Annotated in this window: 4 protein-coding genes; all 4 read right to left on the reverse strand. The window is 73.2% G+C overall.

Annotated elements, in window-relative coordinates; translation table 11 throughout:
- Positions 1-19 precede the first annotated feature (19 nt).
- Genes ACZ7OO_RS36120 through ACZ7OO_RS36135 form a run of 4 tightly spaced genes read right to left on the reverse strand, consistent with a single transcriptional unit; the run spans position 20 to position 15,072 of the window.
- Complete coding sequence (locus tag ACZ7OO_RS36120; protein ID WP_471511538.1) at positions 20-724, reverse strand: hypothetical protein; 705 nt, start codon at positions 722-724, stop codon at positions 20-22.
- Complete coding sequence (locus tag ACZ7OO_RS36125) at positions 687-1,721, reverse strand: GSCFA domain-containing protein (protein WP_471511540.1); 1,035 nt, start codon at positions 1,719-1,721, stop codon at positions 687-689. Before ACZ7OO_RS36125 ends, ACZ7OO_RS36120 begins: the two co-directional genes overlap by 38 nt.
- Positions 1,718-11,074 (reverse strand): amino acid adenylation domain-containing protein, encoded by a 9,357-nt coding sequence (locus tag ACZ7OO_RS36130; protein ID WP_471511542.1) that lies wholly within the window; start codon positions 11,072-11,074, stop codon positions 1,718-1,720. The genes ACZ7OO_RS36125 and ACZ7OO_RS36130 overlap by 4 nt, the downstream gene beginning before the upstream one ends.
- Entirely contained in the window at positions 11,074-15,072 is a 3,999-nt protein-coding gene (locus tag ACZ7OO_RS36135; RefSeq protein ID WP_471511544.1) for a non-ribosomal peptide synthetase, read from the reverse strand. Before ACZ7OO_RS36135 ends, ACZ7OO_RS36130 begins: the two co-directional genes overlap by 1 nt.
- Positions 15,073-15,086: the final 14 nt, after the last annotated feature.

Here is a 15,086-nt window from a genome sequence, read left to right on the forward strand (position 1 = left end):
CAGAACAGGGGGTGGAGGTTTACAGGCCTCGGTCGAGCAGTTCGGCGAGGATGATGCGGCCGAAGGCGACGTTGCCGTGGATCTCGTCGTCGGCCTCGCACAGCGCGGGGCGTTGCAGCCCGTCCGGTCCGGTGGTCCGGTCTCGCAGGTCCACGACCTCGACGCCGAGATCCGTGACGGCCAGCCGGATGCGCTCCTGCGCGGCCATGAACACCGCGGCGTCGGACTGGCCGGGCACCCGCTGCGGAGGCATCACCGCCAGGACCCGCAGGCCGAGGTCCACGGCGTGCTCGTAGAACGCGAGGGCGTCCCGTACGGCGGCGCGCACGATGGTGTCGAAGAGGGAGCCGCCGAGGAACGCGGGCGGCACCGCGCCCGTTCGGTCGCGGTAGAGGTCCCAGTTCTCCCGCAGCGCCACGAAGTGCGCGCAGAAGCCGAACGTCGCCACCAGCGGGATGCCCAGCGCCGCGAGGCAGGCGATGCCGAGTTCCCCGAGGAATCGCCGGTAGTGTTCCTCGGCCTCGTCGGAGCGGAAGACGACGTCGCCGCCGGTGCCGTGCGAGGTGGTGAAGAAGCTGTCGGTGAAATCCCGTCCGGCGCCGATGGGGCCGCCCTGGAACGGGATGCCGGCCTGCTGGGCCGCCCGCCCGATCGGTCTCGCGTGGGAGTCGCCGAGCAGCAGGAACCTAGCGGGGGCTGTAGTAGTCAAGAACGGCGTCCTCACATGCGGCATCCGCCGGACGGGATGCGGGGGCGGATTGCGGCTGCGGGGTGCGGTGGTCCAGGCCGGCCACGAAGTGGCGCATCACGAACTCGACGCCCTCGTGGGTGACGGTGCGGTGGTTGGGGCCGAAGAACCGGCCGCCGAACACGGGTCCTGTGATGAGCTCGTAGGACGGGAAGTAGTCGGTGTCCGGGTCCTCCAGTGCGAGTTGCCCGGCGACCGCGCGCAGCAGGGACTTGGTGTAGCCGTTGGCGGGCAGGGCGTGGCTGTCGGTGGCTGTGGCGGTCAGCGGCTGCGGTGAGACCGTCAGCAGGATGCGCAGGCCGGGGTTGACCACGCGCGCCATCGCGATCGCCTCGCTCAGGTCCCGGTGCGCCTCGGCGAAGGTGAAGTTGTGCAGGGTGTGACGCCGGGCGTCGAAAGTGCCGCGCACGGTGCCGGGACAGGCGGGGAGGACGGTGCCGTCGGCGGTGTCGAGCCAGGCCTCCGTGAGCCCCATGGTGAAGACCAGGCAGCTCGCCTTGCGGACGGCGCTGCCGATGGCGTCCAGGGTGACCTCGCGTGCCCGCAACATCTCGGCCGGGGTGGCGAAGCCGTCGGGTTCGATCGCGGGGCGGTACGGGTCGACGTAGCGGTCCCCGTCCGGCCAGGCCTCCCGCGGCGGGCGCGTGTGGCCCAGGGCCCACGACAGCCACTGGCGCAGGACGGCCGGCGTGTAGATGTTGCCGGTGCGGAAGGAGAACCCTCCGTAGCCGCGCGCCTGGCGCTGTTCGCGGGTCAGGCCGGGCGGGGCGGCTTCGGCGTCCAGCCAGTTCATGCCCGACTCCAGCAGGGCGCGGCCGATCTGCGCGGCGAAACAGGAGCCCGCGGTGATGACCGGGTCGTCCTGGCCGAGGGCGAACTTGGGCCTCCAGACGTCGTCGATGTCCAGTGGATCCGGTTCGGCGACCGCGGGACGCCAGAACGAGCGGACGGGCAGGGACTGGTAGGGATTCACTGGTCGGGCTCCGATGCGTGCGCGTGGTGAGGCCGGGGACCGGCGGTGGTGTCCGTGAGGGCTGCTGCGACGGTCTCGGCCACGCTGTGGACGTGGGGCGGCGCGACGATGCCGTAGTGGTCGGTGGGCAGGGACCTCCGCAGGGCCGACGGCGGCAGGCAGTCGCTCCACTGCCGCTCCGTCTCCCGCGGGTCGCCGGGCGAGGGCACCCCCGCCGTGGCCTGTTTGGCCAGCCACACAAGGGTGGGGGTGCAGGCGAGTGGACGTACCTGGTGTTCGCCCAGGCTGCGCAGGTTCGCCCGGCAGCAGCGGGCCAGCCGCTCGGCGTACGCCTGCGCGTGCTCCGCCGCCGACGTGGTGGCGGCGGAGCCGAGTTCGGCCGCGAAGACCGTCTCGAGGTGGCTCTCGTCGTACGCGGTGACGAGGCTGCTCGCCCGCGGTGGGGGCGGGTCGAGCAGGTAGAGCCCGTGCACCGGCCGCCCGTCCGCCTCGGCGAGAGCGGCCATCTCCATGGCCACTCGGGCACCGAACGACCAGCCCGCCAGGTGCAGTTGGCGATCCGGGCCACCAAAGCGCCCACGCAGTGCCGTGTCGTAGTGACGGGCGCGTTCGGCCAGTGACCAGGCGGGCATCTCCGGGTCGCGGAGTGCCGGGTCGGCGATGAGGCACACCGTCGGCGCGGGTCCGAGCGCTGCCACCAGGGGCCGGTAGGCCTGGATGTCTCCGCCCACGGGGTGCACCAGGCACAAGACGGCCGAGCCGGTTCCCTTCTGCCAGATGTCGAGGACGACCGGGGAGGCCGCGTTCCCGGCCGCACCGGTGGTGGGCTCGGCGGAGGTGAGGGCCTCCTCGATGTGTTTGAGGATCTCGGTGAGGCTGACCCGGTGGCTGAAGGAGGTCAGGTCGAGGGCGACTCCGTAGCCGTCCTCGATGTCGGCGACGAGGCTGAGCAGGGAGAGCGAGTCGGCGCCGAGGTCGTAGAGCGAGTCGTCGGGATCGAGTGTGTCCACGCCCAGTAGTTCCTGGATCAGGCGGGCCATGGCGGCTGCCCGTTCACCGGCGCCGCCCTTGCCCGGCGCCGCCTCACCGTCCGTGGTCGGCGCCGTCGCGGCGGAGACCGGGGCCAGCCGGCCCCGGTCATCGGCCGCGGAGGCGTAGAAGGCGCGGGACGCCTCGATGTCGGTGGTGGAGACGAGCAGGTGCGGCAGTTGCAGGGCCAGGGCCTGGGCGAAGACGGTCTTGCCCTCCTCGACGGTCAGGCCGACGTCCAGGTGGGCCTGATGGCGGCTGTCCGTGGCCAGGACCCGGGTCGCCATGCCGGTCTCCCGCCAGACGTCCCAGTCGATGGCGATGCGCGAGGTCGTGTCGTTCTCGTCGGCGCGGTGGTGGGCGAAGGCGTCGAGAAGGCTCGCGCCGGCCGCGTAGTCGCTCTGGCCGACGCCGCCGAGCAGGGCGGACATCGAGGAGCAGTAGACCGCGAACTGTGGGCGGAACGTATCGATCAGCCGTTCCACGACCAGCGCGCCGTTGTCCCGTACGGCGGCGGCGTCACGCATCTCGGCTGCGTCGCGCCGTACGAGCAGGCCGCCGAATCCGCGGCCGGCCGCGTGGACCACGCCGTCCAGCCGTGGCGTACGCGCGGCGACGGCGGCCGCCACCTCGTGGACGGGAGTGGTCGCCAGATCGGCGGCGATGAGGTCGACCCGATCGGCGAAGCGGGACAGTTCCTGGGGTAGTCGCGGGGTTCGCGAGAGCAGCAGGACCCGGCCGCCGGTGTGCTTCAGCAGCCAGGCGGCGATGGCGCGGCCTATGCCGCCCGTGCCGCCGAGGACCAGGTGGACCGTGTCGTCCCCGGTCGGTGCGACGACGTCTGCGGACGTCGGTGCCGGTACGGGTGTGATGCCCGGCCGCCACCAGAAGCCCTCGCGCAGTGCGAGCTGCCGGGGCAGGGCCGGGTCGCCGGTGACAGCGGCCCGGCGTGCTTCGGCGACGGCCGAGGCCACCAGGTCGGCCCAGCGGGTGAGGTCGCCGTCGGGAAGGTCCAGCCAGTGTCCGGCCGGCCCGTTCTCCTGGTGGGCGACCTCGACCGGCCCGGCGATCAGGGCCAGTTCGGGCCGCTCGACCGTCCCGGTGACCGGCCGGGCGCCGTACGACAGCCACCACACGCGCGGGGAACCGGTCCGGCCCGACAGCGCCTGGGCCAGGGCCGCCGTGGTGTCCAGGCAGGCGTGGCGGGCGTGTTCAAGAGTGCCGGGGCCGACCGGCCCCGTCACGGCCAGGGGCAGCGCGTGCACCCATTCCGTGTCGGCCAGGTCCAGGTCGCCGTCGTGGCCGGCGTCCTCGGACAGGGCGCCGAGCAGCAGGCGCAGGGACTCGGGGTCGGCGGGATCGGCTTCGAAGACGCCGGGCCCGCCGCGGGCGAAGGCACCGGCCGGGCGTACCCGTACCACCCGTGCTGCCACGGCCTCGAAAGGCGTGAAGGCATCCCGCGGTACGTCGTCCGGCGCCACGACGACCACCAGGGGGGCGCGAGGGGTGGACAGGGTGGTCGCCGTGGCCCGCCGCAGCCGGACCCAGTGCGGCTGGTGCAGCCAGTCGGCCTGGGGCAGCCGCCGGGGTTGCGTGGCCAGGGCCTTGGGGGTGCGGTCGAAGTCGTACTCCGCGAGGGCGAAGGACGGGGGCGGGAAGTCCCAGGGTGCCGGGGCGGGGCCCTGCTGCCAGTCGACGGGTCTTCCGGCGGTCCAGTCCTCGGCGAGGTCGTGGGCCGTGCGGCCGACGGCGGGCACCGGGACGGAGTCCGGGTCCGCTGTGCCGTGCGGGATCTCGCCCGCGGCCACCGCGCGCAGCCAGTGCTCGGCGGCGGCGGCGTCGGCGACGGGTGCCGCGGTCCGCAGGCGCCGGGCCGCACGTCCGGTCTGCAGATGGCGCAGCACGGAGTCGTAGAGGTCGGGCCGCAGTCGGAGGTAGTCGGCGATCCGTGCGGCGTCGGCGGCAAGGGCGTCCGTGCTGGAGGCGGACAGCACCAGGCACTTCGGTACGACGCCGCTTGCGGAGGTGCCGGTCCCGGTGTCCTGTTCCAGGATGACGTGGGCGTTGGTGCCGCCGATTCCGAAGCTGCTCACCGCGGCCACCCGTTCGCGTTCCTCGGGCCAGGGCGTGGCCTCGGCCGGGACGTGGAAGGGGGTGGGGTCGGGGCCGATCTCCGGGTTGAAGGCGCGGAAGTTGATCGTGGGCGGGACGGTGCCGTGGTGCACGGCGAGGACGGCGCGCACGAGGCCCACCGCACCGGCGGCCGCGCCCATGTGGCCGAGCTGGCTCTTGACCGAGCCGAGCGCGCAGCGGCCGGACTCGTTCACGTCGAACGCCTGGCGCAGCGCGGCCACTTCGATCGGATCGCCCAGCCGGGTTCCGGTTCCGTGGGCCTCCACGTAGCCGAGGTCGGCACCGGTGCGTCCGGCGCGGGCCAGGGCGGTCCGGATCACCTCGCGCTGCCCGGCCAGGGACGGCGCGGTGTAACTCATCTTCGCCGCGCCGTCGTTGTTGATCGCGGAGCCTGTGATGAGTGCGTAGACGGTGTCGCCGTCGCGGCGGGCGTGGCGCAGTGGTTTGAGTACCACGACGCCGACGCCGCTCGCGCCGACCGTGCCGGTGGCGTCGTCGCTGAAGGGGCGGCAGTCGCCGTCCGCGGAGAAGATGTGCTGCGGGCGGTAGCGGTAGCCGCCGGTCAGCCCGGGGTCGACGAGCACTCCGCCGGCGAGCATCACCTCGGCCTCGCCCTGTCGGAGCAGGCCGGCCGCGAGGTGCACGGCGACCAGTGAACTGGAGCACGCCGTCTGGGCGCTGAAGGCGGGACCGGTCAGCCCGAGGTGGTAGGCCACCTTGGTGGCCAGGAAGTCCTTCTCGTGGTGCAGGGCGAGCTGGAAGCCGTCGGGCAGCCGGCCGGGGTCCGCCTCGCGCAGCAGGGACTGGAAGTAGGTGTTCTCCCCGGCACCGGCCACCAGGCCCACGCGCGCGGCCGACGTGTCCGCGACTCCGGCGTGTGCCAGTGCCTGCACACAGGCCATCAGCAGATGACGCTGCTGGGGGTCCATGAGGCGCGCTTCCTGGGGGCTGATGCCGAAGTGGCCAGGGTCGAAGTCGAGCAGCCCGTCGAGCGTGCTGTGCGCGCCGATGACGCCCTCCGGGGCGTCGACACGGCGGATACCGGTGCCGCCGGAGACCACCAGGTCCCAGAAGGCCGCCAGGTCCGGGGCGCCGGGCACCCGCACCGCCATGCCGACGACCGCGATCGGTTCGCCGGGCTCCACGGCCCCATCGTCCTTCGCGGCCGATGCGGCGGGTGCGGCGGGTGCGGCGGGTGTCCGGGGGCCGGGGTGGTGGTCGGCGGCGAGGTGGCGGGCGAGGGAGCGGACGGTGACGTGCTCGAACAGCTCCGCGACGCCGAAGCGCAGGCCGAGTTCGGTGGTGCAGCGCAGGTGGAAGCGCATGAGCGTGAGGCTGGAGGCGCCGGCCTCGAAGAAGGTCTGGTCGGGTTCGATCGTCGCCCCGGTGACTTCCTGGAAGGCGGCGGTGAGCTGTTCCTCCTCGGCCGACAGCCCGGTGCGGGCGCGGACCGAAGGGCGTATCTTCTCGCCCGGTGCCCGAAGGGCCGCCTGCCGGTCCAGTTTGCCGCTGGGGGTGCGCGGCAGCGTCCGCAGTCTCCGGAAGCGGTCCACACGGACGTAGGAGGGCAGCAGTGCCGCGAGGTGGCCGGTCAGGTCGTCGGCGGACGGGCTGCCGCCGCGGAATTCCAGGCAGGCCGTCAGCCGGTCGCCGTCACGCGCGACGACGGCGTTGGCCACCGCCGGATGGCGCAGCAGGGCCGCTTCGACGGAGCCGAGTTCCAGCCGGTGCCCGCTCACCTTGATCTGCTGGTCGTCGCGGCCCGCGTAGTGCAGCAGGCCCTCGCTGTCGAACCACGCCCGGTCGCCACTGCGGTAGAACAGGCCCGCACCGGGCACCTCGACGAAGCGGGCGTCGTCGGAAGCGGGTCCGTCGAGGTAGCAGCGGCTGGTCATGGTGCCGCCGATCAGCAGCTCGCCGGTGCACCGGGCCGGAACCGGGTCGCCCTGGGCGTCCACCACGCGCAGGTCGGCGCCGGCCACCGGGCGTCCGATGGCGGGCCGCTCGGGCCACTGCCCCGGGTCGCCTTCCAGGCACAGGGCACTGACCACATGTGTCTCGGTCGGCCCGTAGTGGTTGAACAGCCGGGCGCCGGGCAGTCCGGCGAACCAGCGACGGATGGTGCCGGTGCACACCAGCTGCTCGCCCGCGGTGACCACCTCGCGCAGCTGGGAGGGGTACCTGCCCAGACGGACCGCGTACTCGGCGAGCAGTTGCAGGGCCACGTAGGGCATGAAGATCCGCTCGGTGCCCGCGGACTCCAGGCGTTCCAGAAGCGCGGGGACGTCCTGGCGCCACTCGGGGCGTACGAGCTGGAGGCTGCCGCCGGTGCACAGCGTCCCGAAGATCTCCTGGAAGGAGACGTCGAACGCCAGCATCGAGAACTGCTGGGTGGCCGCCGGGGCGGTCAGGCCACCGGGGCCGGACTGCCACCGGATCAGGTCGCACAGCGTGCGGTCGGAGATCTGGACGCCCTTGGGGACGCCGGTGGAGCCGGAGGTGAACAGGGTGTACAGCGGGCGGGCGCCGTCGTGCGTGCGGCCGTCGTACGGCGCGCCCGCGCCGTCACCTTTCCACGGTGCCGGGTCCGCCAGGGCGACGAGGTGGCACACCACGCCGTCCGGGAGCAGCGTCTCCAGCGCCGCCGTGCCGTCGGGCGTGGCCAGGACGCACAGCGGGTCGACCCTCTCCAGGACGCGGCGCAGCGCTTCGACCGGGTAGGAGGGGTCGAGGGGGACGGCGGTGACGTTGAGCCGCGCCAGCGCCAGCAGCGCCACGATGTGCTCGGCGGACGGGTCAAGGTACAGGGCGGCCCGGCAGGGGCTGCCGTCGGCCGGGATCGGGTAGCGGTCGGCCAGTTCAGCGGCGAGGCCCGCGGCACGGGCGTCGAGCGCCGCGTAGCTCAGGGTGCTCCCGTCGGCCGTGATCACGGCGGGGGCGTCCGGGGTGCGGGCGACCTGCTGTGCGAAGCCGTCGGCGATCGTGGTGAAGCCCGGTTCCGGGGCGGGTCCGCGCCCGTGCTCCGGCAGGGACCGCCGGTACGGCGCGACCAGTTCCCGCGTGGTGGAGCGGCCACCGGACGCGAGCGCGTCCACGCCCCGCCGCAGCAGCTCGGCCATCGCCTCGACGGCCTCGCCGGTGAACCGGTCCTCGGCGTACTCCCACAGCAGGTCGAGTCCGTCGGTATGCTCGACCACGGAGACCGTCAGCGGGCACTTGGCCTCCGGCGCGGCCCACCACAGGGGGCGCTGGACGCAGCCGGGCAGCCGCAGAGCCCCGAAGTCGGTGCTCTCCAGGACGAACAGGAGATCGAACGGGGTGTCGTCGCCGACGGCCTCCCAGCCGGTCAGGACGTCCGCGAGCGCCACGTCCTGGCGCCGCAGCACCTGCCCGGTCTCGGCGCCGGTGCGGGCCAGCTGGGAGCGCAGATCCTCGCCGGGTGCGACCGTCACCGGCAGCAGCACCGTGTTCGCCATCATGCCCACGCTGTCCGCGAACTCGGCTACCGGGCGGCCCGCGACCGGGGCGGCGATGCGCGGGCGGACCAGACCGGTCACGCCGTACAGGCTCCAGGAGAACACGCACAGCAGCACCTGGAAGCGGGTCAGCCCGAACTCGGCGCACAGCTGATCCACCTGGGCCCGGCGCACCACATCGAGGGAGGTGCGCAGCAGCCGGGCCCGCGGCGCCGGACTTGCGCCCTGGGCGGGCAGCGGTTCCTGGGGCTCTGCCAAGTCCTCGTAGTGCGCGAGGAGTTCGGTGCGCTGCGTGCGGTAGGCGGCGGTGGCGAACCAGTCGGCCTGCCAGGCCGCGAAGTCGAGCGGAGTGGGCGACGCAGCGGCGCTCCGGACGGTGCCGGTATCGCCGCAGGCGGTGGACAGGTCCCGCAGCAGGACGCTGAGCGACCAGCCGTCGACGGCGATGTGGTGCAGGTGCAGCAGCAGTGTTCCGCCGCCGTCACGGGGCAGCCAGCAGGCGCGCAGCATGCGCGGGACGGCGAGGTCGAACGGCTCCGCGAAGAAGCCGTCGCCGAAGGCGTGCGCCTCCTCCTCGGTCCACTTCCCCGGTGTGTCCGGCTCGTGCCAGGGGTCGTAGGCCTCACCGACCGTCTGGCGGAGTCCCCCCGGTTCCAGGGCGAAGCTCGTCCGCAGGGCCGCGTGACGTGCCACCACCGTGCGCAGCGCCTGCCGCAGGGCAGCGGTGTCGACCGGGCCGTCCACGCGGAAGGCCTGGTTGACGGAGTACGCCCGGGAGCCCGGTGCGCGGCGTTGTAGCAGCCACAGCCGTTCCTGCTCGCTCGTGGCGGGCGCGGACAGGGCGCCGGTGAGGACCGGTGGGGGATAGACGCTCGCCCGGCCAGGGCGAGCCGCGGCGACGGTCCGGGCGATCGCGGCCAGATCTGAGTGCAGGACGGCCGCCTGCGTCAGATCGCAGTCCCAGCGCTGCCGGACGGCGAAGCAGAACCGCAGCGCTTTGAGCGAGTCGCCGCCGCTGGCGATCCACCGGTCGCCTAGCCCGAGGCCGGTCGTGGCCAGGACCTCCTCGGCGAGGTCCAGGACCGCGCGTTCCGTCCCGGTCACGGCCGCCGCGCCGGAGACGGCGGGCCGCCAGGGCCGGTCGGCCTGCCGCAGCAGCGCGGCCTGGTCGACCTTGCCGTTGGCGTTCAGCGGCAGCTCCGCCACGAGATGGATCCGGTGCGGACGCATATAGGCGGGCAGGGAGGCCCCGAGATGGCTGTCGAACTCCTCGTAGGACAGCTCCTGTTGCAGGACGACGAACGCCAGCAGCTCGTTCGGCCCGTCCTGGCCGGCGCGGCGGGTGCACACGTATGCACGGCGGACCGCCGGGTGGGCGAGAACGTGCCGTTCCACCTCGCCGGGCTCGATCCGGAAGCCACGGACCTTGACCTGGCGGTCGGTGCGGCCGACGTACTCCAACCGGTCCTCGTCGTCGGCCCGTACGAGGTCACCGGTGCGGTAGTACCGCTCCTCGCCGCCGTCGAGCCAGGCCAGCCGCACGAAACGCCGCTCGGTCTCCTCGGGAAGGTTGCGGTACCCCACCGCGAGGCCGTCACCGCTCAGCAGGAGTTCGGCGACCTCACCGGGCGCGGCGACCCGCTCCTGGCCCGGCACGACCAGAACGGCACCGGTCCCCGGCAGCGGCCGGCCGATCGGCACCACGTCACCGCCGAAGTCCCGCGGGATCGGATGGCACAGGGCGAAGGTGGTCGACTCCGTCGGCCCGTAGATGTTGAACAGACGCGTGCCGCTGTCCGCGTTGACCTCGTACCAGCGGCGCATCACCCGCGGGTCGAGCTGCTCACCGCCCACCAGCACCTCGCCGGCCACCGCGAAGCAGTCCGGCACGGCCGTGACCATCGCGTTGAACAGCGCGGTGGTGATGAAGACGGTGTCGACCCGCTCGCGCCGCAGCGCCGTGGCCAGCCGTTCGGGGGTCTGTACGTCCGCGTCGCGCAGGACCACGCAGCAGCCACCGGTGAGCAGGGGTGCCCAGACCTCGAAGCTCAGCGCGTCGAACGCCGGGTTCGCCATGCAGGAGTAGCGCAGGCCCGGTTCGATGCGGATGTAGCCGGGTCGTGCCAGCCGCATGACTCCGGCGTCGCGGACCTCGACGCCCTTGGGCCGTCCGGTCGTTCCGGAGGTGTAGAAGAGGAAGGACACTTCCGGCGCGGCGGCCGGGGCGGGTACCGGGGACGTGGCATCCGGCCCGGCGGCCCCGGGACCGGGCGCCGCGGGCAGCAGGCTGCCGACGGCGAGCGCCTTGACGCGGGGCGGTCCTTCCGCGGCCGTCCGGGCGCCGGTGTGCACCAGGGCGGCCGCTGCGGAGTCCTCCAGGATGAACCGCCGGCGGTCGGCGGGGCTCTGGGTGTCCAGGGGTACCACCTGGGCGCCCAGCCGCAGGACGCCCAGCATCACGCAGACCAGCTGCCACGAGCGCGGCAGCGCCACCGCGACCGCCTGCCCGGCGCGTACGCCCTCGCGGCGCAGGGCCTCGGCCACGGCGGCGGCCGTCGTGTCCAGGGTCGTGTAGTCCAGCCGTACGTCCGCGTCGGCGACGGCCTCGGCCTGCGGGGTGCGCAGGGCCTGGCGGTGTATTTCCAGAGCGAGCCCGGTCGGTGCGAGCGGGGTCTTCGCCGTGCCGGCCGGGGATGAGACGGTGCGCGGTTCCATCACGCCTCCCGCGTGCCGGAGGAGTGAGGACGCTCGGTGCCGGCCGTGCCGGGGCCGGACGCCAGCAGGTCCAGTTCGGCGGCCAGGACGGCGGCGACGCGCGGGAGTTCGGCGCTCTCCAGCATGTCCCAGTGACCGCAGGCCACCGGCTCGACCACGAAGCCGCCGCCGACGCGGTGCTCCCAGAACGCGCGCAGGCGGGCGGCGGCCTCCTGCGCGTTCTCGTCCTCCACGGCGGTGGCCTGCATCAGCACGACTCGGGCCGGCGACTCGGGTACGACGTAGTCGCGGGCCGTCTCGCGGTGATGGTTGTAGACGTTGAGGTAGCGGGCCACCTGGTCGTCGTCGATGCCGGGATACATGCCGTTGAAGCGCACCAGTTTCTCGCGGAACTCGTCCATGCCGACGGGCGCGAGCGCGGCGTGCCGCTGGGTGTCGTCGGTGCCGTGGGTGTCGAGCAGGACCACGCTGACCTTCCGGTGTCCGGCCGCCAGCAGGAGGCGGCCCATCTCGTAGGCGATGAGCCCTCCGTACGACAGTCCGCACAGGACGAGCTCCTCGTCCGGCCGGGCGTCGACGAGCCGCAGATATTCCAGAGCCATCGCCTCGACGCCGGGCAGGGTGGGCTCGCCGGGGTTGATGCCGGGCGCCTGCAGCCCCACCACGCCGACGTCGTCGGGCAGGGCCGTGGACAGCGGCAGGTAGCAGAACGCGGTGCCCCCCGCCGGATGCACGCACACCACGCGTCGGCGGCCGGCGGCGGCGCGGAACTCCACCAGGCTGCTGTGCTCGGCCGACCACGGGGTGTCGGGCCGGTCGCTGCGGACCCGTGCGGCGAGCGCCTCGATGGTGGGGTGCAGCATGACGTCCCGCACCGGGAGCGTGACGCCGAGTTCTTCCTGGACCGCGGACGCCATCTTGATCGCGGAGATCGAGGTGCCGCCCAGTTCGAAGAAGTTGTCGCTGACGCCGATGTCGTCCGGGTGGACCAGCAGACGCCGCCAGATCCGGTGGAGCGCCATCTCGACGTGGTCGCGGGGGGCGGCGGTGTTTACTCGGGCGGTACGGGCGCCCGCGGTCGCGTGCAGGACGGCCTCGCGGTCCACCTTGCCGCTGCGGTTGAGGGGCAGGTGCGGGAACTCGGCCACCACGACGGGGATCATGTAGTCCGGCAGCCGGTCCTTGAGGGCCGTGCGCCACTCGTACGGTGTGCGCGTGGCCTCGGCGTCGCATCCCACCCCGGCGACGAGGTGCGGGCCGCCGGGTGTGTCGCGGTCGGCCAGGACCACCGCCTCGCGCACTCCGGGTACGGCCAGCAGGGCTGCCTCGACCTCGCCGGGTTCGATGCGGAAGCCGCGCAGCTTGAGCTGGTCGTCCCGGCGGCCGGCGTACTCGGCGTTGCCGTCCGGCAGCCAGCGCGCCAGGTCGCCGGTGCGGTAGACGCGCTCACCGGGCACGAACGGGTCGGGCAGGAAGCGTTCGTCGGTGAGGTCGGGCCGGTTGAGGTAGCCGCGGGCCAGACTCGCCCCGCCGAGGTAGACCTCACCGGGAACCCCTACCGGTACCGGGCGCATGCGGTCGTCGAGCAGGTACAGGCGGGTGCCGCGCAGCGGCCGCCCGATGGGGCACGACCGCTCGTACGGCTGCGGGTCGGTGTAGGCGGTGGCGTACAGCGTCGCCTCGGTCGGGCCGTAGCCGAAGCAGACGCGCAGGCCTGGCAGCAGCTCGCGCATGCGGTGCAGGGCGCCTTCCGGCAGGGACTCCACTCCGGTCAGCAGGTGACGCAGGCTCAGTCCGGCGAGGCGGGTGGCCGGGTCCTCGTCGATCCACAGGACGTAGGACGGGGGCAGGAACGCCTGGGTGACCTTGTGCTCGCGCAGCCAGTCCATGAGTTGTGCCGGGTCGCCGCGGAGTGCGTCGGGGACGATGTGGAGTTCGGCTCCGGTGATCAGCGGCATGAGCAGCTCGTGCACGGAGGCGTCGAAGCCGATGCTGGACCAGGCCGATGCCGCTTCACCGGGGGCATCGCCCATGAGCTCGCGCCAGTGGTCGAAGAGGTTGACGACGCTGGCGTGCGTCACCGCCACACCCTTGGGGCGGCCGGTCGATCCCGAGGTGTGGATGACATAGGCGAGCCGGTCCGGGTCCTCGCCGATCTGCGGTGCGTCGTCGCGGGTTCCCTCGGCCTCGATGTCCGTCAGGGTCCGCCACAGGTCCCGCTCGCCGGGAGGGCCCACACGGTCGGTGAGCACCAGTGCCGGCCCGGCGTCGCTCACCATGGCGATGAGCCGTTCGGCGGGCTGCCCGGGGTCGAGGGGCAGGTAGGCGGCTCCGGCCTTGAGGATGCCGAGGACGCCGACGACGAGTTCGGCCGTGCGCCCGCTGTGCACGCCCACGACGTCGTCGGGCCGGACTCCGCGGGCGATCAGCGCGTGGGCGAGCCGGTTGGCCCGGCGGTCCAGGGCCGCGTAGTCGAGTCGGGTGTCGCCGGCCACCACGGCCTGCTGGTGGGGCCGTTCGCGCACCTGGGCCGCGAACCGCTCTAGCAGGCCGGCCGGCCTGGGCGCGCCCGGCAGGCCCGCGGCGGGTCCGGTGCTGAAGGTGGCGAGGAGTTCCCGCTGCTCGTTTTCGTCGAGGAGTGTCAGATCGGCGATCTGGGCCTCGGCGTTCTCGGTCATCATGCGCAGTACGCGCAGGAATTGGCGCACGAAGCGTTCGACGGTGGCGCGGTCGAAGAGCGCCACGGCGTAGTCGATCTCCCCGGTGAGGTGCCGGCCCTCGTCGGCCAGGGCCAGGACCAAGTCGAACTTGGCCGGGACGTGCGCGGCGTCCTCGCGCAACTCGACGTCCAGGCCGGGCAGTTCGAGCTCGCCGCGCATGGAGGGGACCCAGGCGAACATGGTCTGGAAGAGGGCCGTGTAAGCGGGGCTGCGCGGCGGGTTGACCAGTTCCACGACGCGTTCGAAGGGCAGGTCGACGTGTTCGAGGGCGCCGCGGATGCGCTGGTTGACCTGCTCCAGCGCCTCGGTGACGCTGGGGCGGCCGGAGAGGTCCGCGCGCAGGGCCAGGGTGTTGACGAAGAAGCCGATGAGGCCTTCGACGTCCCCTTGGCGGCGGTTCGACGTGGGCGCGCCGACGACGATGTCGTCCTGCCCGGAGAGCAGCGACAGCAGCATCGACCAGCCGGTCAGCACGGTCGCGTAGAGGGAGACCCCGGTGCGTGCGGCGAGTTCGCGCAGGGCCTGGGTGAGCTCGGCGCCGACGGTCACGGGCACCCGGTCGCCGTGGAAGACCTGCGCGGGCGGGCGAGGCCGGTCGGTGGGCAGGGAGATGACGGCCGGGACGCCCGCAAGTGTCTCGGTCCAGTAGTCGGCGTGCGCGGCGGGTTCGTTCCCCGACATCCACTCCCACTGCCAGCGGGTGTAGTCGCTGTACTGCCAGGTCAGTTCGGGCAGCGCCGGGTCCTGGCCCTGCTGGAGCGCGGTGTACGCCAGGCCCAGTTCGCGCAGCAGCGTCGAGCGGGACCAGCCGTCGAAGACGATGTGATGGGCCATCAGCAGCAGTACGTGGCGGTTCGGCCCGAGCGCCAGGAGACGGCCGCGCACCATGGGTTCCTCGCCGAGGCGGAACGGCGTGCTCTCCACCTCCCACCGTGCCCTTTCGAACCGCTGGGCGGCGTCGGGCAGTCCGGTCAGATCCTCGAAGGTCACCGGAAACCCGGCCTCCGGCGGATCCACGACCTGGAGCGCCGACCCGCCGGAGGGCACCAGCCGGGTGCGCAGGGCCTCGTGCCGGGCCGCGAGCAGGTGCAGCGCCTGGATGAGCAGGTCCCGGTCCAGCGGCCCTCGGATGTCGAAGGGCATCGGCTCGTTGTAGGCGGCGCTGGCGTCTCCGTCCATGCGCGCCATGACCCACAACCGCTCCTGCCCGAGGGACAGGGGCGCCGGAGACGGTCCTTCGCCCGAGTGGGGGGTGGTGGTGATTCGGGGGGCAGACACGGAAGACCCTTCAC

It is taken from the genome of Streptomyces sp. NPDC111744 (assembly GCF_055634995.1).